The 19,852-nt window shown below is 68.0% G+C and carries 17 protein-coding genes and 2 pseudogenes; 10 read left to right on the top strand and 9 right to left on the bottom strand.

The window, feature by feature from the left end; all coding sequences use genetic code 11:
• The first annotated feature begins 844 nt into the window (after positions 1–844).
• Both AMK27_RS40205 and AMK27_RS40195 read left to right on the top strand, forming a co-directional pair.
• Entirely contained in the window at positions 845–1,111 is a 267-nt protein-coding gene (locus AMK27_RS40205; protein WP_073919389.1) for a hypothetical protein, read from the top strand.
• 566 nt (positions 1,112–1,677) lie between these two features.
• Positions 1,678–2,373, top strand: coding sequence for a restriction endonuclease (locus AMK27_RS40195; protein ID WP_073919386.1), 696 nt, complete (start codon positions 1,678–1,680; stop codon positions 2,371–2,373).
• Between the two features lie 384 nt (positions 2,374–2,757).
• Here AMK27_RS40195 and AMK27_RS40190 read toward each other — a convergent pair whose 3' ends face one another.
• Positions 2,758–3,213, bottom strand: a complete 456-nt coding sequence (locus tag AMK27_RS40190; RefSeq protein ID WP_073919385.1) for a DinB/UmuC family translesion DNA polymerase — start codon at positions 3,211–3,213, stop codon at positions 2,758–2,760.
• A gap of 221 nt (positions 3,214–3,434) precedes the next feature.
• Positions 3,435–3,647, bottom strand: a complete 213-nt coding sequence (locus AMK27_RS40185) for a hypothetical protein (protein ID WP_073919383.1) — start codon at positions 3,645–3,647, stop codon at positions 3,435–3,437.
• Positions 3,648–3,972: 325 nt separating this feature from the next.
• On the opposite strand from AMK27_RS40185, the gene AMK27_RS40180 reads away from it, so the two are divergent.
• From AMK27_RS40180 to AMK27_RS40155, 5 genes and pseudogenes are all read left to right on the top strand, one after another.
• Entirely contained in the window at positions 3,973–4,932 is a 960-nt protein-coding gene (locus tag AMK27_RS40180; protein ID WP_073919381.1) for a DNA-processing protein DprA, read from the top strand.
• Between the two features lie 116 nt (positions 4,933–5,048).
• The gene (locus AMK27_RS44040; protein ID WP_241847804.1) at positions 5,049–5,684 is read left to right on the top strand and encodes a ComF family protein; all 636 of its coding nucleotides are present in this window, start codon (positions 5,049–5,051) and stop codon (positions 5,682–5,684) included.
• Positions 5,685–6,330: 646 nt separating this feature from the next.
• Positions 6,331–6,885 (top strand): annotated as a pseudogene (locus tag AMK27_RS40165) (helicase); the annotation flags it as partial.
• 332 nt (positions 6,886–7,217) lie between these two features.
• Complete coding sequence (locus AMK27_RS40160) at positions 7,218–7,739, top strand: hypothetical protein (protein ID WP_073919378.1); 522 nt, start codon at positions 7,218–7,220, stop codon at positions 7,737–7,739.
• Between the two features lie 223 nt (positions 7,740–7,962).
• On the top strand, positions 7,963–8,808 hold the full coding sequence (locus AMK27_RS40155) for a transposase (RefSeq protein WP_241847803.1): 846 nt from the start codon (positions 7,963–7,965) through the stop codon (positions 8,806–8,808).
• Between the two features lie 1,291 nt (positions 8,809–10,099).
• Here AMK27_RS40155 and tpg (AMK27_RS40145) read toward each other — a convergent pair.
• From tpg (AMK27_RS40145) to AMK27_RS40130, 4 genes and pseudogenes are all read right to left on the bottom strand, one after another.
• A pseudogene (tpg, locus tag AMK27_RS40145) lies at positions 10,100–10,652 on the bottom strand (telomere-protecting terminal protein Tpg).
• Between the two features lie 495 nt (positions 10,653–11,147).
• Positions 11,148–11,363 carry a hypothetical protein gene (locus AMK27_RS40140; RefSeq protein WP_143204959.1) on the bottom strand — a complete coding sequence of 72 codons (216 nt, stop codon included), beginning with the start codon at positions 11,361–11,363 and terminating at the stop codon, positions 11,148–11,150.
• A gap of 563 nt (positions 11,364–11,926) precedes the next feature.
• Positions 11,927–12,424, bottom strand: coding sequence for an ATP-binding protein (locus AMK27_RS40135; protein ID WP_079188819.1), 498 nt, complete (start codon positions 12,422–12,424; stop codon positions 11,927–11,929).
• 443 nt (positions 12,425–12,867) lie between these two features.
• Positions 12,868–13,173 (bottom strand): hypothetical protein, encoded by a 306-nt coding sequence (locus AMK27_RS40130; protein ID WP_143204958.1) that lies wholly within the window; start codon positions 13,171–13,173, stop codon positions 12,868–12,870.
• Between the two features lie 314 nt (positions 13,174–13,487).
• Here AMK27_RS40130 and AMK27_RS42225 point away from each other — a divergent pair, with 314 nt between their 5' ends.
• Complete coding sequence (locus tag AMK27_RS42225) at positions 13,488–13,853, top strand: helicase associated domain-containing protein (RefSeq protein WP_445194902.1); 366 nt, start codon at positions 13,488–13,490, stop codon at positions 13,851–13,853.
• Between the two features lie 98 nt (positions 13,854–13,951).
• On the opposite strand, the gene AMK27_RS40120 is transcribed toward AMK27_RS42225, so the two are convergent.
• Entirely contained in the window at positions 13,952–14,887 is a 936-nt protein-coding gene (locus AMK27_RS40120; protein WP_073919372.1) for a hypothetical protein, read from the bottom strand.
• Between the two features lie 310 nt (positions 14,888–15,197).
• Complete coding sequence (locus AMK27_RS40115; RefSeq protein WP_073919371.1) at positions 15,198–16,457, bottom strand: hypothetical protein; 1,260 nt, start codon at positions 16,455–16,457, stop codon at positions 15,198–15,200.
• A 259-nt stretch (positions 16,458–16,716) separates the two neighbouring features.
• Between AMK27_RS40115 and AMK27_RS40110 the strand changes: the two genes are divergently transcribed.
• Both AMK27_RS40110 and AMK27_RS40105 read left to right on the top strand, forming a co-directional pair.
• Entirely contained in the window at positions 16,717–18,000 is a 1,284-nt protein-coding gene (locus tag AMK27_RS40110; RefSeq protein WP_241847801.1) for an endonuclease domain-containing protein, read from the top strand.
• A gap of 118 nt (positions 18,001–18,118) precedes the next feature.
• Positions 18,119–19,048, top strand: coding sequence for a PIN domain-containing protein (locus tag AMK27_RS40105; RefSeq protein ID WP_158076976.1), 930 nt, complete (start codon positions 18,119–18,121; stop codon positions 19,046–19,048).
• 241 nt (positions 19,049–19,289) lie between these two features.
• Here AMK27_RS40105 and tpg (AMK27_RS40100) read toward each other — a convergent pair whose 3' ends face one another.
• Positions 19,290–19,847 carry a telomere-protecting terminal protein Tpg gene (tpg, locus tag AMK27_RS40100; RefSeq protein ID WP_073919366.1) on the bottom strand — a complete coding sequence of 186 codons (558 nt, stop codon included), beginning with the start codon at positions 19,845–19,847 and terminating at the stop codon, positions 19,290–19,292.
• Positions 19,848–19,852 lie beyond the last annotated feature (5 nt).

Here is a 19,852-nt window from a genome sequence, read left to right as displayed (position 1 = left end):
GCATCACAGGCCTCACTGTGTACCGACTGGGAAACCCGCCTGCCACCACCCAACACCAGTCGACTAGTGGGCGGCTGAGGGTGTTTCAGAAAGAGGTCACGGATGAACTCTGGAAACAGACTCCCCACCCCTCTGCCTCAAACTGATGCAGCATGTACGGATGGAGAAACCGGGCCACACCCCCTCACGCACGCCGGACGCACACGAACACCACCCCCGGAGGGTGCACAGACATGGGCGCAGCATGCGTTCAGGTGCCTGTCGGAGGGCTGCTGCACTGGTGAGGGCCGGCCTGTCCTCGCCGCTTTGCCCATGCCGACCTCGCGAGGTGAAGACAAGTTGTCTCCGGGCGGGTTCGGGTCGGCATCCGACGTCATGACGTCGGATGCCACTCCACGGGCGTACGACGTCATGACGTCATACCAGAGAATCCACGCTCCCCCGACGGAGTCGATCTTGAACTGCTCAAAGTGACCCCATAATCAGAGCGATTAGAGACTATTTGCCCCGGTATGGAATGTGGCATCCATCACAGCTCTTACTTCACGTGCCGCGCTATCGATTCCTGCGCCTCACCGTGCGTGAGGGGGCGGTGACCTGCGAAAACAGCAAATCCGCACTTCGCGGCACGGGTCTGCTATGGGGGCGCCCGATTAGTCCGTTTACCTCGCCGGGCGGTATCGGCTTCTTCGTGCTTGTGAGCCGTAAAGTCGTTGCCCTGAAAGCCCTTTGGCGTGACGAAGGGAGATCCCTGCATGGCCCGCTTTCCAGGGCCTGGCCTTGCGGAGATCTCCCTCTCGTCGCGGCCCTGGGGTGTCCACCACTGGAAGAGGTAGGAAAGCCCATGACGCTCATCGAAGGTACCGCACGCCCGACCGCGCGCCCCAAGCCTCCCGTTCCCGTCCTCGCGTCCGAGGCGGCGCCCACCGCGTCGCGGCTGACGCGTGGGTTGCAGGCGGTCACCGTGGGCACCGGACTGCTCTGCGGCCTGGCCGCCGCCTACCTCGGGGTGACCGGGCAGACGGGCGCGGCGGCCATTGTCGGCGGGGTCGCGGCCGCAGCGTTCGCTGCCTTGGGCGGCATCACCGTGACCATCCACATCCGCAAGTAGCACCACCTGTGGCGAAGGCCCCGGAGCGCGTACGCTCCGGGGCCTTCGCCATGTCCAGTTCCGGCCGACAGCGGTTTCCCGGCCCGGAACAGCCTACGACCGCCGACCTGAGGATCACGCCAGGTTGCCATCAGGTCACCGGCTGTCAGTGGGGCTCGCTAGATTGGTCCGTCGCGCGGGATTCGCGCCGTGACCTGGGGAGGGGCGGCTTTGCCGTTAGTGAGCGGCTACACCAAGCAGAACGGAACCGTAGTCAGGCAGTACTGGAGGGCGCCGGCCGGTACGAGCAAGCAGACCGCGTTGGCCTTCGTGATCGTGGCGGCGGTGTTCGTGTTCGGCGGCTCGCCCATGTCGACGGGCAGCGGTACGGGAACCGAGCGGGCGCCGGCGCCTCGGCCGTTGGTGGCGACCTATCCGATCAAGTGGCCCAGCTCGGGTAGGGCGGCGCCCCGTCCGGCGCCGACGGTGTCCTACCCGATCAAATGGCCGGGGTGGAAGGAGACCGCTCCGCGGCCGGCTCCGGCGGTGTCGTACCCGATCAAGTGGGACCGGAACGGGGGCGCCAGGTGAGCCGGCGCCCCGCTCGCCGCCGTCCGGCAAGGCGGCGCTCACGGAAGAACGCTGGCAGTGAGCAGCTCTTTCTCGTCGGTGGCGGTGTTCTTCTCGTGTGGCTGCTCCTGACGGGTCTGGTGAGGTTCCTCGCCGCCCATCCATGGATTCCGGTCGTCCTGGTGCTGTGCGCAGGCGGGGTGGTGGCTGTCTGGGTGGTGCGGCGGCAGCGGGCGGTCCAGTGGGAGCAGGTGCGGTCCCAGGGGCTGCGGTACGCGCTGGCGCAGCTGGACGCGTTGCATCATCGGCAGTTCGAGCACGCGGTTCGGGATCTGATGCACCGTGACGGGTGCGGGGATGCTGTGCAGGTCGGTGGTGCCGGGGACAACGGTGCGGATGTGAAGGCGACCGATCCTTTCGGGCGGCGGTGGGTCATCCAGTGCAAACACCGCCGGGACGGACTGGCCGGGGCCGCGGTCGGTACCCCGGACCTGCAGGTCCTCAACGGCACCGGCCGGCCCGTCCACGGAGGCGACGTCGTCGTCCTCGTCACCAACGGCAGGTTCACCAGGCCGGCCATCGAGTTCGCCCGCAACCAGCGGCTGCACCTCGTCAACCGCGCAGTCCTCGCGGAGTGGGCTGGCGGCTCCACACCCTTGTGGGAGCTACTGAGGGCCGTGCCTCCCCCTCGACCGCCCACACCCCTGTCCTAGAAGCCACACAGCGGTCTACCGGGCTCCTGGGGACCGGGAGCCCGGTAGACCGACACGAGAGAGGCCCCGCACAGGGGGCTCCCGGTCCAAGGGGCCGCAGAGCGCCTGCGTACGTGATGGAGCGCGGAGCAGGGTGGGGGAAGGGGTGCGCCCCGGCCGGTGGGCCGGAACGCGTCCGGTCCCATGCCTGGGGGGGATGGCATGGGGCCGGACGGGGCAGCGGAGCGAGACCCATCGGCACCCGGGCCAGGACCGACGCTAGCCGCTTCAACGCAGTCCTCAGTGCGCGCGAGCGTCGCGGTGGTGTGTGGTTGACAACCCGTTCGACGCCAACGGCGATTGCACCGTGCGCCGGCGGGCCCGGCTCGCGCGCGATGGTGCGCGTCAACTCGCCTTTCGGTAGGCCGCGGCGGGCCCGGCGACCCGATGGCCGAACCGGGCGTTCAGCTTGTCGATCACCGGCTCCAGCCGTAGCCGGGCCTCCCGCGCGTGGTCGAGGGACAGCTGAGTACCCGGGCCTTCCTCAGCCGGGCGGAGGTCTTCGGCGGTGAGGGTGAGGCGGCGGATCCGGGCGCGCTGGAAGGCCATGGCGTCCAGGAGGCGCAGGGTGCCGGTGCGCAGGTCTTCGGTGTGGGCGGAGGGCTGCGGAAGGCGTCTGGTCCGCTCGGTGGCGCCGCCGCCGGCGAGGCGCACGGCCAGGGTGAGGCCGCGCGCGATCTGTCCCCGTGCGCGGATCCGGTCCCCGAGGATGACGGCCAGGTCCAGGAGCGCGGCGCGGACGAGGACCGGGTCGTAGACGTCGCGGTCGAAGCCGAAGGACTCCGAGGCGGACTCGGGCATCTTCCGGACCGCGACCGCGCGGGGGTCTGGGCTCGGCCAGATAGCTGGGGACGAGCACGCCTTCCACCCACTCGACCAGGCCGCGCAGTTCGTCGTCGTACTGCGGGAAGTCCAGAAGCAGGATGAATGGCGGAAAGGGCCCACTCTGCGCCGTCCTCCTCTGGCTCCCCGTCGGCTGCCGCCTCGTCGTCCGCGGGCAGCCCGGCCGACCGCTCCCGGCCTCAGCCCTTGCACGCCACGGCCTGCCGGACCGCCGCCCGCTCCCGCTCGATGGCAGCCTGCGCCTCGGCCTCGGTACGCGCCGCCGCACGCCGCTCCGCCCGCTCCCTGGCCTCGGCCCGACGGGCCACCAAGCCGACGGGCTCGCCCTCGGCGTGACGGCGCATCCGCGCCTCGATCTCCCGGTACTGCGCATCCTGATCCAGGCCGGGCATCTCCTGGTCGACCCCGGCCGGGCGACCGCACCCGCCCCGTCCGGCGCGAGTGCAGCACGGTGGCGCAGTTGTCGAGAAGCGTCCATCGGTCACAGAACGTAGTTGTCTACGTCACCCCGGCGTTCACTCGGGAGAGTGACAGAAACCGCTCAAGACAGAAGCCCTGGTCATCTTGAGGAAGAGGCGACCGTCCGGGTGTTTTGCAGAACTGAAACGACGGGCCCCCGTGCGCGGCCCGGACGCCGTACGCCATGATGGGAAACGGCCCAAAGAATCAGAGCATCACCCTTCGAACAGCCGGGGCCATAAGTAGAAGGACACGAAAATGCCCGCCATAACGCCTAAGCAGAGGGATCTACTGGCGATCTGCGCCCTCCGCGTCGGAAGTAAATCCGTCGACTGGAACTTGATCGCCCGAACCTGCCAGTCTCCCGAAGCGCTCCAGGTCGTCCTCGGGGGTGACATCCCCGAAGACTCCGCTGTCGCCCGCAAGAACCTCCCCCTCCTGCGCGAAGCCCTGCCGACGATCAACGACGCTCGCGCACGCGTGGCCACGGAGCTGGAAGCAGCCAATAAGGCGGGCGCCCGCCTCGTGACGGTGCTCGATCCTGACTACCCGGCCAACCTGCGCCTCGTACCCAACTTGCCGCCGTTCTTGTTCCACCTCGGCGACCTCGAAGAGCGCGACGCCCGTTCGGCCGCCATCGTCGGCACTCGCAATGCGAGCGAGGATGGGATGCGCCGTGCCGCCCGGATGGCGCGGCTCCTGGTTGACGAGGACGTGGTAATTTTCAGCGGCCTGGCCAAGGGCATCGACACTGCCGCACACACGGCCACCCTCGACGTCGGCGGCCGGACCGTCGCCGTCATGGGAACGGGCATCGCCGCGAAGATCTACCCCGCCCAGAACAAGGGCCTGGCCGCTCGCATCGTCGACGAGGGCGGAGCCTTGGTCTCGCAGTTCTGGCCCACCTCGTCGCCGGCCACGTGGACCTTCCCCCGCCGTAACGTCGTCACTTCGGGCTCCACCATGGGCTCGATCGTGATCGAGGCGTCCTCGACCTCCGGCGCCAAGATGCAGGCCCGCATCGCCCACGAGCACGGCAAACAGGTCTTCCTGATCAAGTCCCTCGCGACGAAGGAGCCATGGGCCGCGAAGATGGTCGCGGAAGGAAAGGCAGTGGAGGTCGCGGAGCTCAGTGACGTCCTCACGCGCCTGGGCAACGCCAAGCGAGTACAGCAGGCCGCGCAACTGCGCCTCCAGCTCGCTCTGGCGGGATTGTGACCAACGCTGCTGATCTGCCCAAACCGCTCGGATTTCCCAACTGCCGACTCTGCGCATACAAGGGGAACGGCACGCCCGCGCTCTGTGCCGAGTGCGCGGCGCGGACCCTCAAGCCCTTGGCAGAACACCATTGCGGCGTGTGCGGACAGAGGCTCGCGACACCGACGGCGAACTGCTGGAACAGCATCTGCGGCTGGGAGCCGGGAGTCCGTCGCTTCACCCGGGTCGATGCCGTGGCTCTGCACGCGCCTCCGCTGAAAGAAACCATCTGGGAGTACAAGTACGGTCAGAAGCCCGGATCAATCGGGTGGGGCACAATCTTCGGTCGGCTCATCGTCGGCTGGTTGAACGCCCACGCCGATGAGGTCGCGGACATCAACCTCATCCTCGGCAACCCCACGGCGCCAGACCGCACACCGCTCCAGCACATCGAGGCCATGATGAAGGCCGCCCATGCCGAGGACGGCCTCGGCCGCTGGCCTATCGCCGACCCCGAAAGTCCCGTTCTGCTCAAGCGGCACGAGACGAAGAAGTCGGCCGGCGGCGGCGTCCGATGGAACGAGAAAATGGAGGCCGCCCGTGAACACGCCGCAGCGCTCAGCCTCCGGCAGGACGTCGAAGGCAAGCGCATCCTGCTCGTTGACGACGTCTTCACCACCGGCTCGCAGTTTCACACCGTCGGCAAGTTCCTGATGGAGACCGGCAAAGCGAAGGAAGTCCGCGGGCTCGTGCTCGCCCGCGTTCCAGGCTGACCGTTGCGGAGCCCTGCCACGCTCGAATCAAAGGGCAAGGCTCCGCGTGCCCCAACCGCCGCGTGCCCACGGCCCTCTTCTACAGGGACAGGTGCTGGGCTGCGTACACCCACCCACGCTGGAGCGCGGTCGGCGGTGAGATCGAGGGCTTCCACGTCCGTGCGGGATGCCCGCAGGGCCCGCAGCGCCGTCAGGTCCAGCGCATCTCGGCGGCCGGGCTTCTGCTCCTGGTCGTCGTGTTCGGGGTCGGCCGGCTCAGGGGCGAGGAGTTGCTCGAGCATCGCCGCTTGCTGGTGGGCGACGACGTCGTACGCCCGGCCCCCGCACGGCGGGGGTGGTGCGCAGCTTCTCGCGGAGCATCGCGCCGGCAAGGACGGCGTGCTCGTACTGGGGAGGTATGCGGGGAAATCTCCCACTCCGCCGCGTCCTGATTCGAGGGCTGGTACGAGGCCGCCGGTCGCCGGGATCGGCCGGGGGGTGCCGGTTCAGGTCGGGCGCGAGGGTGGGTGGTCGGCGGCGGACAGGAAGGGTCGGTGCCTTTGTCGACGTCACACGACAGCGGTTATCGACGACCTCGGGAGGCATCCGCTGGAACTCGGCAACGGCAGGACGAGGGCCGCCACCTGCGCCCGTAGCCAGCGCTTTTGTCTACTGGGCCGACGTGCGCGGCTCGATGCCCGACCTCGTCCAGGCCGTGGGCCGGGCGCTGCGGATGCAGCCGGGCGAGGGCAAGATGGCCTCGCTCGTGGTGCCGGTCCTGCTCGGGCCAGGCGAGACGGCGGACAACATGATGACCTCGCGGCCGTTCGGTGTCCTCGCCAAGCTCTTGGAAGCGCTGCGGGCCCACGACGCCAGGATCGTGGAGACCCTCGCGGAGCAGCAGGCCCCGAGCCGCTACAAGCCCGTCAGCAAGGACGACAGCGGCAAGAGCACGGGCGGGGGAGCGGCGAGGGCTCCGGAAGATGTCAGCGCCCCCGCCAAGGCTCTCCTGAAGTTCTCCACGCCCCGCGACCCGGCCGCGCTCGCCGCGTTCATCAACCTGCGGGTCCTCAACCCGGAGCACGAGCACCGGCGGCGAGGGGTGGAGGCCGCCGTCATCTACGCCCGCGAGCACGGCGACCTCCGCGTGCCGTTCACGTTCCGCGTGCCCGCCGCCGACGACCAGGAGGCGGAAGGCGAAGGGTGGCCGGCCTCGCTCGCCGGGTGTTAACAGGCACGCCCGTGACAGCAAGCCATCCCTGCGATGAGCAGCCAGCGGCAGCAGCCTGGTCAGCGCGCGACAGCCATGATCACCATTGCGGTGGACTCTGAGCAGGAAGAACTCTCACACCGCTGCTGATGCCCATCCGATGTCACCAGCGCACCCATTCACATCAGCAGTGAAAAACCCACGACGCCCATCACCTAGCCGGGCAAAACGACACCCTGGTATCGCCACACCCCAGGCCCTGTTTGGCCTAGCGTCACGTGCTCCGGGCGTGGGGCGCTTCTAGCGTGGGATGAGGCGTGCAGGGGTACCGAGGAGGTCTTCCGATGAGCAGTCGCAGCATGGTGGCCGGCATAGCCCTGGCCCTCGTATCTGTCGCCCCGTTGGCTGGGGTCGCTCACGCGCACGATCTCAACTGCGCGGACTTCGCCTTCCAGGAAGACGCCCAAGCAGTGTTCGACCAGGACCCGAGCGACCCGAACCGGCTCGACGAGGACAAGGGCCCCGACGACGGCATCGCCTGCGAAGCCCTGCCCAGACGCAGCACAGAGACGGTGCCAGGCCCCAGCGTCACTACCCTCCAGCCGCCCACCCCGCAGTCGACAGCGCCGCCGGCAAGCCCCAGCGCCACCGCCACCGCCGTCCAGCCAGTGAACCCCAGTGCCACCACCCCGCAGTCGGCGGCCCCGGTTGTTTCCGCCCCTGCCGTTCCCAGCGGTGGCACCCAGGCGGGAGTCGGCGGAGCGTTCCATCCGTCCGGTCTCAGCGTGGGCATGGGCCTCACCCTGTTCCTCGGGGCCGTGACAGGCGCATACCTTGCCCTACGACGCCTGCGCCGTACGGGCTGACGCAACGGTGACCGAGCGGGAACACGCCCCTCCTCCTCCTTGGCCGTGACCGACACGCTCCACTGACACCGGGGCACAGGACCGAACAGGGGATAAGCCTTCATCCGGCGCCGCTCATGTGCTCTGACCTGCTGAACAGGTGGATGGCATCGCAGGTGCTCAGACCTGGGTCGTGGGGTGAAAGAGAGTAACGAGCTGGTGCGTGATAGCGGGTGAGGCATCCGTGCTGGTGGGTGGCGACCCGTGGAGGGCCGCCGTCGAAGGACGGCGTCACCAGACACGCGGCGGGGCCAGGAGGCGAGCTGCTGGGGCCGGCGCGCGGCACCAATTGGTCTTCGTTGACCGGCTGGTCGCCACACTGATCCACCGGCGGCATGATCTCCCGCACTCTCTCCTCGCCCTGCTGTTCGATGTCGACCGCTCCACCGTGACCCGGGCGATCGGAGAGATACGCGGGCTCCTGGCCGAGCGGGGATGCGCGGTCTCCGACCGCCCTGGCCTGCGGCTGCGGACCCTGACAGACGTGTTCGCTTATGCCCAGGCCGAGGGCGTGGAGCTGAGGCTGGATGCGACCGAGGTCCAGGTCCGCAGGCCCCTGGCCGGCCGCGGCGGACGCCGGGCGTTCGTCTCGGGCAAGAAGAAGCAGAACACGATGAAGGCCACCGTCATCGCCGACTCTCAGGGCCGCACGCTCTGGACCGACGCCCTGCGAGCAGGGCGGAAGCACGATGCGACCGCCGCACGCAATGAGGGCATCGGCGTCTGCTTCCAGCACTTCCCCGACGTGGAGGTTCCCCTGGACGACGGATACCTCGGCCTCCGCCGTGACCACCCCGGTCAGGCGATCACGCCACCCAGAAAGCCGAACAAGATCGCCCTCCCACACGTGCACGCGGCCAGAGAGGAAGCCCGGCACCGACACTCATCGAAGCGCATCACCGTCGAGCACGCACTCGCCGACCACAAACGCTGGAAGCAGCTGACCCGCTGGACCCACCGGCGCGAGATTCTGCCCGACACCTACCGGGCCATCGCCGGCCTCGTCTCCGACCGCACTGGCAACACCTGAGAACAGGCCACGACCAGGCGAAACACGCTTACACCGCTATCACGCACCAGCTCGTAAGACGGCCGTCACGTTCACGGGAGCGATGCCCGGGAGCGGCAGGTGTCGGCCTCACGGCGGGCTTCCGCCGGGCGGGGGCTCCTGGCCTGGGGGCGACGGGCCGCAGGCCAGGAGCGGTGTACGGGCGCCTCCAGGCTGCCTGCGCACCTGCGCAACAGCTGTCGCCCGTACGTTCTCGGCCCTGGTGGAGAAGGGGAGCCGTGACGCTCGGGGGGGATTAGTCACGGCTCCCCCGCCCAGGGTGCGCGGCCGGCCTGGCAGTACCAGCCGACCGGTCCGCGTCTCCATGTCTACCGTCGCCGCGCAATCCCCGCGACCGGCACAGGACCGGACAGGGGATACGCATTCATCCGGCGCCGCTCATGTGCTCTGACCTGCTGAACAGGTGGATGGCGCCGCAGATGCCCAGGCCTGGCTCGTCCCTGGGGTGAAGGAGAGTGGAGGCGGCCCCGGCGCCGGGCGCGGTGTCGGGGCCGCGGACTACGCGGATCCGGCCGTGGGGCGCCCGGACCTGTGCACGCGTCATCCGGCTCAACGACCTTCCGGCCCTTGGGGACACTCGCCACGTCAACAGGGAAGTTCCGCCTTCACCCGGAAGGGAGAAAGCCTGACCGGGCTCTCAGCTCATCCTCGGAGGCTCCGGCGAATCCGGGGCAGCTTCCCGCCGTCGGCAGTCCGGGCACGGGACAAGACCATGGCCGTCAGGTGCCACCAGCGTGCCCCAGTCACAGCAACGCCGACACCGGTACACCTGATCGGCACCCGGCTTGCCCGGACAAGATCGCGGCGCAGGAATCCGACTCATTCCAAAGCAAACAAAACATGCATACCTGTTTATTCTCTCCCTACCCCGCGTGAGCGTGATCTCTCGTTCTCGTGACAGCAGGAACGAACGCCAGAACACCGCTCCGACCTGCACCTCAACCCAAGACCGGGCGAAACCACCACTGACACGAAACCGAGAGATCACAACCTGCCCGACCGCCAAGACCACAAGGGCCGGCGAGGGGGCTTGGTCACCCCGCCGCACGGGTGTCACTCATCCGGGTACCGGAACCCCTCTAACGAAGGAAGCGACAACCGGCGCGGCCCTGTCGGCCACTACCGTGCGCGATGGGAGGTAGTCGCCGGCAGGGTCGCTGATGATCCGCCTCCCCCGCGCCCCCGTACCGGTCATCCCCGGTACGGGGGCGCAATGCGTTCCGGACCAGGCCGGGCAGCCGAGCACCACGGGCTACAGCTCGAACTGGATCTGTTCGATGTCGGTGAGCTCGACCAGGAGGTCGTGGGCGCGGCTTCGGCCGTCGCGGAAGTACACCTCGCCCAGGGCGTCGGCGGTGGCTTGCTGGAGCTGGCGGTCGGTGGCGCCGTGCTGCTGGGCGTCGAGGAGGCGGGCGGCGTGGTGGGGCGGGAGGGCGAGGGTGAGGTGGCGCATGCGGGCGTCGTCGCTGGTGCCGACGGGGGCGGTGAAGCCGAAGCGGGCGCGGACGTCGACCATGAGGCCGTCCGATGTGGCCGCCGCTTTGCGGGCCTTGGCTCGGATCTGCGGCTGCCACCGCCGGCGGACTTCGGCGGCCATGCGGTCGGCGAGGTCGGCCCGCGGCTTCTTGATCTGGTCGCGGACGTAGCGCTCGATGGTCCGCTGGGAGACGCCGAGGAGCTCCGCGACGTCGCGGGTGCGCCGTGGTGCTGCTTGACGAGGTAGCGGACGGGGCGCCGGCGGACTTCGAGATCGGGCGGGTGAACGCGCCCTGGAGGGCGCTGTGCAGAGCGGCGTCGATGGTCATGCGGGGTCCGGCCCGTCGAGACCAACAGCTCCAGGCCCCGACGGTGGCCCTGCCGCGGATGCCAGCTGAACCCCCGCACCGGCCGGGTCCGCCCGACCGGCACACCCTCCAGCTCGGCCACCGGACACACCAGCCGCCCCCGTCCAGGCACCACGTCGTCGTCCAACGCCGCTTCCACCCCGGCCCGACATCGAGGACCGCGCCGTCAGCCGGCCCCGGCTCGTACGCGACCAGCAGGTCATCCACCGTGCAGGCCGCCGACCACACCCCCGCCCCGAAGCCGGTCCCCCGCGTGCTGCTCGCGCTCATACCGCCAGCACAGCACACGCCCAGCACCTGCTGAAGGGCAACCTCTCCCAGACCCCACGTATGCGGGAACAATCCGGCATACCTGCCCTGTAGTCCGCCCTGGCCAACTACCGTGCACCGTTTGGCCAACTAGCGTGCAAAGGCACATTCGGCTGAACCCGAGTGGGTCAGCCGAACCCGCCAAGGTCAGTTGAGGACCTGGACCTCGACGACGCGGACGGTGAACGGCGTCTCGCGGGTCTCGGTGAGGGTGCCGGCGTCGCCGAGTGCGGGCGCGGTCCACTCCACGGTCCACGTCGCCGTCGCGCGGCCCGCGTACCGCTCGCCCGGCTTCCCGGCCGCAGTGCGCTCGTAGCGGTGGCCGCAGTCCGGCGACATCGGCAGCGCCATCGAACAGGCCACCGGCTCCCTGGTCCGCGGACGCCGCCACACTGTACGAGCCGTGGCCGGCTGCTTCCGGCTCGCCGACCTGCTGGAGGCCATAAGACTATGAAACCCTGCCCACCCGCTCCGATTCCATGATCCACCTTCCCGTGACCAGCAACATGGCCCGCCGCCTCATTAGCAGGAACAGCACCTCACGACGCAAACCGAAGAGAACCATAGATACCCAACCTGATCGAAATGAACAGTGAACAAAAAGCTCTAAGTGAAATCTGATAGCGTGACGAACGAATGAAATGACGCTCCGGCTCTGGCTCGTTCCATTTTCAGGGGCAGGCCCTAAATAGCGCTATCGCTGCACTCGGTAAATTTCCCTCAATGGGCCCTGGTCTATTGTGCTGCGGGATTCGCAATTCGGTTTCCCTTTTGAGTCACTTCCTCGAAAAGGGGAACTTATCGGAATCGTGGAGCTCTGCTGCGCAGAGTGTGCGGCCTTCTCGAGGGTGCGGTGCGGCTGCTCCGACCTTGCGGGGGCAAGGCCGGATGGATTCCGATCCCCGGCGGCGGAGGTCAGGGTCTTTCTAGGCTGCGGGCAGGCGTGCCCAGCGGGTGGTGGCAGGGGTGGTGGCGTGGGTGAGGATGCCGTAATCGTCGGTAAGGGATTCGACGAGGATGAGGCCGCGTCCGTGTTCGTCAGGCGTGCAGGAGGTGGTCCAGGCGCCTTCCTGATCGGCCGGGCCGCCGTCGGTCACGCCGATCCAGAGCTGGTCGTCGGCGTGCTGGCGGGAGAGGTGCAAGACGATGGGCGCCTGCGCATGCTCGACGGCGTTGGTCACCAGTTCCGAGGCCACCAGGAGTGTGGTCTGTTCAGTCCCTTCGGGAACATTCCAGCCATGGAGGGTCTCCGAGGTAACCCTGCGGGCCGTGCGGGCAGCTTCGGGGGAATGCTCAAGAGGCCACGACTTGTCTTCGGCTGGTTGTCCCGGTGCGGGGATCTTTCCCAATCGGGCGGGCCTGGCCGCAGTAGGCCGGGCCCGCGTTTCACCGAAGCTGGTGATGGCGTCCCGGGCGGTGAACATCAAGATCACTTCCTGTCGATGGGATCGAAACCCTTGAAGGGTGCTTCCATCAACCAAATTCCCAGAATCGGGCATACTGCACATTAGGGACACCCCCCTAATTATGCCCTCGTGATCGCGTGTCGACGCAATTCTTGTTCGTATTTCGCGGTCTCGTGATGGTGCTGCTGACCTCCGGACCCAGTAACAGCACGGCTACGGTGTCGGCGACTGTCACGGAGCTCGCAACACGATCATGAGTTGTGCTTCGTGAGGCGTCTCCAGCAGATGAGGCTGCAGGCGAGGGAGACGAAAGCGTCGTGGAGTTCGGTTCGCCGTTCCCAGCGGACGGCGAGGCGTTTGAACTGGTGCAGCAGGGCGAAGGTCTGCTCGACGACGTAGCGGAGCTTGCCCAGCCCTTCGATGTTCAGGACGGGCGCTCCTGCGGGAGATAACCGGAAGGATCAGCCGTTTGCGGAGTTCGCGGCGACCTCGGTCAGGGTGCCCACGTCGCCGAGTGCGGGCGCGGACCACTCCACGGTCCACGTCGCCATCGCGCGACCCTCGTACCGCTCACCCGGCTTCCCGGCCGCGGTGCGCTCATAGCGGTGGCCGCAGTCCGGAGACATCGACCTGCCCCGGTCGGGCGTGTAGCGGGTACCGGGCCCGGCGCAGGTGACGACGGTGCCGTCGCCCATGTCCCAGCGGACCGACGACACCTTCGCCGTGGCGGTCACGGTGACACCGCCGGCGGTCGCGGACGCGGTCACCGGACCGAAAGTCGTCGGGGACGGCGTGACCCACATCCACATCGGCATCCCGATCACAACCAGCCCAGAACCCGCACCCCGAACCGCCGAACACCCCACTGAGCTGCACAAACAGCTGAAAACGCGAAATGGCGCCTCGGCCCTTTAGACCCAGACACCACCTGCGACATCCAGACAACTCCCCAACCAACCCGCAACAACCCCAGGCCAAACCGCCTTTGACGCCGCAAAACCGCTCTCACACAGATCTGCAACACCCCAGCTCAACGACTCACCCATACGCCAACCCCCCACCCCCTCAGCGACAGCAGCGGTTGGCGAACCTGGGCCTGCAGCCCGACCCGACACCGCCCCCCGCCCCGGTCGGCGCGCGTGCGACGAAGGGCCAGAGCAAGGCGCAGCAGGCATTCCAGCGCGGTCTGGCGGCCCTGGCGCAGTGGGTGGAGCGGGAAGGCGACCGGCCGGTCCCCCGCGGCGCGGTCGTCGAGATCGAAGTCGACGGCCAGACCGAGGCGGTGCCGGTACGACTGGGCGTATGGGTATCGAACACCAAATCAAGAAGGGACCGGCTGGACGCCGACCAACTCGATGCCCTCGCGAAGCTGGGTATGGACTGGGCCAAGCTGGTGACGATGCCCCAGGCGCCCCGGACAGCCTCTGACCGCCTTCCAGCGTCGTGACCGGATCCCGGGCCTCACGGGAAGGGAAAGAAAGCTCTGTCGTCTCGGCAAGTCTCTTGCCATATGGAGAGCAGCCCCCGTGACGGCTACAGTGCCGCTCAGCATGCGGGAGGGGGCGGGATGCGTGACCTTGAGCCGTCGGCGGGCGTGCGGGCGTCCTCGACCTCTTCGGGCGAGGGCAGGTCGGTCCTGGATGGTGAGCGCTTCGTGTTCAGAAGTTGCCCCGCGATGTGGTGCCGGAAGACCGATAGGTCAGATGCCTTACTCAGAGGGAGCCACCCCTCGGGCATGGGAGAGCTCGCAAGCGAGGGAGGTTGAGCGCCGACAGCTGCGTAATACATCTCAGCGCGCTCCTCCCACACGGTCGACTTCAACGCGACCTGCTCGTCGAACACTTCCTGTCGAAGGTTGAGCGCCCCGGCCTCGTTCAGCGCCCGGACAAAGTTCAGGAGCTCGATCGTGCCGACCATCGCCCAAGCCACCAGAGGTACAGCGGCGCGAAACCGGTCGCGCAGTCCAAAGGTGTCGCCCTCCTTGCGTCGCTCTGGGTCGTGATGCACCACGTCTCCATAGATCCAGGCCATGGCCAGCTCGTGCGCATCGAGGTCACGCTCTTCGCCCGTGGACGTGTCAGTGACCATGACCCAGTAGCCGGATTCGTCGCGCGTGGAGGGGCTCACCCGTGTTCGCCACTCAGCGCGTGCGGCCCGTATCCACGCCGCATCTTGCGGCACTGCTCGACAGGTGTAGCCCAGAGCCGAGAGCGCCTTCATGTGAAAACAGTCCTCCTGCTCCAGCAGAATCGGCCTGATGCGCGCTGCCGCAGATTCGACCACCTCCTCGGGCGGGAGCTCGTACGAGATCCGGACCTCGCCGTGGTCGACACGGACGTTGATGCTCATGCGGGTCAGCTCGACAAGAGCGTCCCAGTCGGCGGCCAGCGAATGCTCCTCCACCCTGCGGGCCCTCAGCACGAAAGCTTCCAGCAAGCGCTGGTGCTTCTCGTCAAGGGTTTCCGTCTGCCCGCGGCTCACGCTTCCCCCATCGCATCGATCGCTTCCAGCATGGCGTGCCTTCTCCGTCGTATCCATCCAATTCGCCGGGCTGGTCCTTGCCAGAAGGGCAAGCACGGCTGGTCGTAAGCCGTGCCCAGCTCAGTGGCGCAGGCGCGAGAGCCAGTCGGTGGGCTTCTGCTCGGCACGGCCGGCTCCTGCTCCTGGCGCGTCGCGTTTGGCCAGGCTTCCTCCCAGCCGGTGCACTCCACCGCCTGCCACCGCTCGTACGTGAACGCTGCCTTGCACAGTGCAGCGAGGACAGAAGGCATGTGTATGGATCTCCAGGGCCTCAGCTCTTGCCGGCCCCGCTCAAGAACAACTCTTCGAACCGCTGATACTCGCGGCGAAGGCTGCCCTTCCCTGTGTAGGCGGCGTGCGTTGCAAGGAGAAGACGCGGTCCCGCCCAAGCACCGTTCGACCACAACTGGATCAACCATGCCGGAGCTGTGCCGATGTCCTGGGACAGTTCAACCCACGCCGCGGTGTCGGCAGCATGCTCGCCGTGAGCCATCGACGAGCCGCTCGTCCAGGCGTACCCCTCGATGCCGATACGGCGCTCAAGGTTCTCGCTGAGCCAGTCAATCGAAAGGGGTGTGATCTCGGGGGTGCGACGGCCCCTCTTCACAGGCCAGCCCCGGTCCTCGGCGTAAGCCAAGATGTCGCTGATGTCCTTCGCAGGATCACGGTTGGTCCCGTGCGCGTCATCCATGTCGCCGTCGCTCTCAACGAGCTGGTCGGCATCGGTATCGCCGCCGAGCGTTCTCCTGAGACGGATACCTGCCGAGAGTCGTGCGAGGCGGCGCGTCAGGGCACGTTGCAGGCGCTCGTCAGTGCTGATGGTCGGGTCGATTACCGCAGTCGCCCACAGGCACGCCTCGAAGACGCCACGCGCGACCGAGACCGCGCCCATCAGCGATTTCTCTGCACGAAGTAGGACGGCGAAACCCCGAAGCTGATCCGCGGCACTGAGGATGTTGACCGCCGATTCATACCGGAGAACCGTTGCGGCTGGTTCGGAGCGGTCACCGAGCATGACGTCTGGGGCCTTCATGTCCTCTCGCGCCGGGCTCATACGCTCCGATTTCCAAGACTTAAGGCCCAGTTGCGTGAAACCGTCGGCTATTTCATCGACCGCTGCCGCAAGCGCGTCGCGACGCGCATGTGCCTCCTGTCTGCCTTGGCGCAACTGGACGAGGAAATCCATCGCCCACGCCTCGCCGTCCCTGCTCGTATCGCCTTCGCTTGTCACACGCCACACCCTGCCAGATGGCTCCGACCAGGAAATAGCGCTTTCCGTCCCGTGCTCCTTCGCGACGACCGCTCCGAGGCTCTGAAGGAGACGGCGGCGATCCTCTTCCTCTTGTTCAAGGAGTGCCGCCAGGACGCGCATGTCCCGGTGGGAGGTGATCGCGGCCTTGAGCACGGCGGCAAGGACGTCGGGCAGCATAGCCTCGGCCTGGGTGGTGGAGGTGCCGCACAGTGAGCGGCGGTCACTGACCATCGGTGGCGCGGTGGGTTGCTGATGGTCGGCGATCTGCTGCTCGGTCACCGCCAGGCGCTCGAAGAAGACCTCCGTTCCCGGGGGGTGTGGTCGAGGGCCTGGCCGAAGGTGGGGGCTCCCGGGGCTCCCGGGGTGCCCGGGGGCGGCCGCCCCTTCATGGTGTGGCGCTGGCGGTAAGCGTCGGCCGAGATGCTGGCGCCCGGAACAACCGCAGGGACGCGTCCGAGTGTGCGATCGGTCTTTCGCGGCCGCGTACGAATGGGTGGGGGATGTTGTCAGAGGGGTCTGCAACGCTCCGCCCATGCCCATGATCAGCCCAAAACTGGCGTGCGTCATCTTCACGGAAGAGACCCGCGACGCCTCGCTGCCCCTGCGCCCCGAAGCCCTGCTGAAGACGATGTCGCACCATCTGCGCTGGCACGGACACGTCGTCGTCGGCGACGTCGCGCTGCGCGTATACAAGAACAAGGGGCCGTGGCGGTACGACGAACGCGACGTGCGCCAGGCCGCCCGGGACCTGTCCGCCGTAACCGTCGATCACGACGACTTGGTCGAGGTCGTGCTTCCCGGGCAGCGGTGGCGCGAGGAGGGCCGCGGCGAGGATGAGGACGCCTGGAACCATGCGAACTGGCGTGGTCAGATCGCCCACTGGATGTACCACGAGGCTTTGTCCAAGGAGCTGGCCCGCGACCGGCAGTACGCAGGGCGCAGCGAGTGGGCGCGGATCGGGGAGAACGGCCTGCCGGGCGGGCTGACGTGGGAGGAGTTCGTCTCCGCACGGGACGGATCCGGGAGCGCTTCTACGATCGCGGGCACCTACCCCCTGGAGCTGTTCACCCGGAGCGAGGGCCGCTGGTGGCTGCCCCGCACCTACGCCGACCTCCTGGACCGATGGGAGGCGCTCGAGGAGAAGCTCCTCGAACGGGCGCGGCTGTGCTCGCGGTGCCGGGCGCGCGGGCCGCGCTGGAGCGGCTGGAGGACACCGACCAAGACCGGGTACGTGACGATGTGCCCGCCGTGCTCGGGGGCGGAGTTCACCGCGTACACCGGACACCTGCGCGGAGTGCCGTACGGGCAGATGCGGGCCCGAAAGCTGCGGGCCGACGACTACCTGTGCCGGCTGTGTCAGTCGAGCAGGGCCTCGGTGTGGGACCACTGCCACGGGCACGACCTGGTCCGCGGCCCGGTCTGCGCCAGCTGCAACACCTTCGAGGGGAATGGTGTCCCGGAGATCCTGCTGCGGCGGGAGGAGGTCGTGGCGCACCTGCTGGAATGCAGCCGCTGCCGCGAGGAGCGGACCCTTCCCCCGCGCTTCCACGCCGCGGTAGCCGGGCTTCACCTGGAAGCCGAGGCCCGGCACGCCAGCTGCCCCGTGCAGCCGCACGCCCGGCACTGGGACACCACCTCGAGCGGGCACGTCTTCGACTTGTACTGCGACCGGCACTGGACCAAGAAGTGGAGGGAGGAAGTGCCGGCCGCCAAGGCTCTTGAGCTGGTTCGTGTCTTCGTCGGCCAGGCGCTCGCGGCCGGGCGCCCCAGTGCTGGGGTGCCCGGTCCGCGAGCGGCTTCCGACACGAACGCGCGTACGTGACCAGGCCCTTGTGAGGTGGGCGAGCGGACGGCTCGCTGGGTTGTCGGACCGGTCTGGCACGATGCGGGGCAGAACTGGCCGGCGGCTCGCCGACGGCCCTGATGGCAGGAGGACCCAGATGCTGCTGCGACCTGGCAGGACTTGTGATGAGGCGCTCGAACTCCTGAAGAACGTGACAGATCAGGGCCTGAACGACGTGCAGAACTCCGTGCCGCACTTCTTTGCGTCCGGAGGCGAGAAAGACGCTTCACGACGCACCGAGAAGATCCAGCTCCTGCGCCATGTGGTGAACCAGTACGACCAGTGGACGCTCCAGGCGACCAAGAAACTGCTGGAGGTCTTCGCCGACCGGTCCATAGCGACCCGGCTGCGCGGCGAGCGCTACGCCAGTGTCGTCTTCGGCGACCACACAGCGAACCGGCTCGCCCAGCTGCTGAACTTCGAGCTCAACGAGCTGCGCACGTACTTCATGGACCTGGGCAACGAGCTGTACCGGATGAAGGCCGCGCACACCCATCACCAGGGCCGGACCGTGGTTCTGGACACCAACGACCTGCTGCACCACTCCCGGTACGACAAGATCCCCTGGGCCAAGCTCTACGGCAAGAACACGGTCGTGGTCATCCCCCACGTGGTCGTCGATGAGATCGACAAGAAGTCCTACGCCACGAGCGACACCATCCGGCGGCGAGCCCGGGGCGTCTTCGCCCTGCTGGAGCAGACCCTCACGGAGCAGCGCCAGGGCCAGGCGACCGCCGGCGGGGTACGGATCGAGGTGCTCCTCGACGAGCCCCAGCACGTGCGGCTGCCGAACAACGACGACGAGATCGTGGCCCGGGCCTGCGAACTCCAGCAGTCCATCGCACCGGTCCAGGTTACGGTCCTGACGGGCGACAACGGCATGAGGGCGCGAGCGCTCGCCTGGGGCCTGGACGCCGAGAAGCTGCCGGAGAAGTACAAGATCGAGCAGATCACGGCCGGGCAGAAGGACGAGTACCTGCGGACCATCACGGCGCCGGACGAGTCGGAGCCCGCTTCCACACCCTGACCGCAGAAACCGAGCGGGCCCGGACCAAACTGTGACTGAGCGCTTCAGTTGGCCAGTTGAGCGACGCCGCTGACCAGGTACGATCCCCGCCGCCGTTCTCCATGAAACCGAGCCTGGAGCGTCACGACCCGCTGACCAGGGGATACTCCAACGCACGCTCAAGCGGCCAGATCGAACGCTCACTCGCCAACTGAAACGCTCAGTCACACAAACGGTCCGGGCCCGCTCGGCGTCCGGGGTTCTACAGGTCGAACTCGAGGTGCTCGATGTCCGTGAATCGGACCTCCTCCAGACTCCCGGCGCGGCGGCCGCCGTCCTGGAAGTACACCTCCTTGAGCCCTTCGGCGGCGATCTCCTGGAGCTCGGCGTCGCTGGCGCCGGCCTCCTGGGCGTCGAAGAGGCGGGCGGCGTAGACCGGGGGCAGGGCGACGGTCAGGTGCCGGATGCGGTCCTGGTCCGTGGACCCGATCGGCGCGGTGTAGCCCATACGGGCGCGGGTGTCGATGACGATGCCGCCTGTGGAGGCCGCCTTCGCCCTGGCCTTGGCCCGGATCTGCGGCTGCCAGCGGGCTTTCACCTCACGCTCCAGGCGTGCGGCCAGGTCGGCGCGGGGCTTCTTGATCTGGTCCTTCACGTACCGCTCGACGGTGCGCTGGGAGATCCGCAGCATCTGCGCGACCGCCTTCGTGCCGCCGAGCTGCTTGACGAGGTACCGCATCTGCGGGCCCGCATTCTTGGGCGCCGGGCGGGTGAACGCCTTCTGCACCGCCTTCTCCAGGCCGTCCCCGAACAGGCTCATCGTGG

Origin of the sequence: Streptomyces sp. CB02009, assembly GCF_001905825.1 — a bacterium.
Taxonomy (GTDB): Bacteria; Actinomycetota; Actinomycetes; order Streptomycetales; family Streptomycetaceae; genus Streptomyces.
This window is presented reverse-complemented; position numbering and strand designations above follow the sequence as displayed.

What these genes read in the sequence shown, in the direction of transcription:
- AMK27_RS40205 (WP_073919389.1), top strand. Translation starts at nt 845, where the DNA reads ATGACGCTCATCGAAGGTACCGCACGCCCGACCGCGCGCCCCAAGCCT.
- AMK27_RS40190 (WP_073919385.1), bottom strand. Translation starts at nt 3,213, where the DNA reads ATGCCCGAGTCCGCCTCGGAGTCCTTCGGCTTCGACCGCGACGTCTAC.
- AMK27_RS40185 (WP_073919383.1), bottom strand. Translation starts at nt 3,647, where the DNA reads ATGCCCGGCCTGGATCAGGATGCGCAGTACCGGGAGATCGAGGCGCGG.
- AMK27_RS40180 (WP_073919381.1), top strand. Translation starts at nt 3,973, where the DNA reads ATGCCCGCCATAACGCCTAAGCAGAGGGATCTACTGGCGATCTGCGCC.
- AMK27_RS40160 (WP_073919378.1), top strand. Translation starts at nt 7,218, where the DNA reads ATGAGCAGTCGCAGCATGGTGGCCGGCATAGCCCTGGCCCTCGTATCT.
- AMK27_RS40135 (WP_079188819.1), bottom strand. Translation starts at nt 12,424, where the DNA reads ATGTTCACCGCCCGGGACGCCATCACCAGCTTCGGTGAAACGCGGGCC.
- AMK27_RS40110 (WP_241847801.1), top strand. Translation starts at nt 16,717, where the DNA reads ATGATCAGCCCAAAACTGGCGTGCGTCATCTTCACGGAAGAGACCCGC.
- AMK27_RS40105 (WP_158076976.1), top strand. Translation starts at nt 18,119, where the DNA reads ATGCTGCTGCGACCTGGCAGGACTTGTGATGAGGCGCTCGAACTCCTG.
- tpg (WP_073919366.1), bottom strand. Translation starts at nt 19,847, where the DNA reads ATGAGCCTGTTCGGGGACGGCCTGGAGAAGGCGGTGCAGAAGGCGTTC.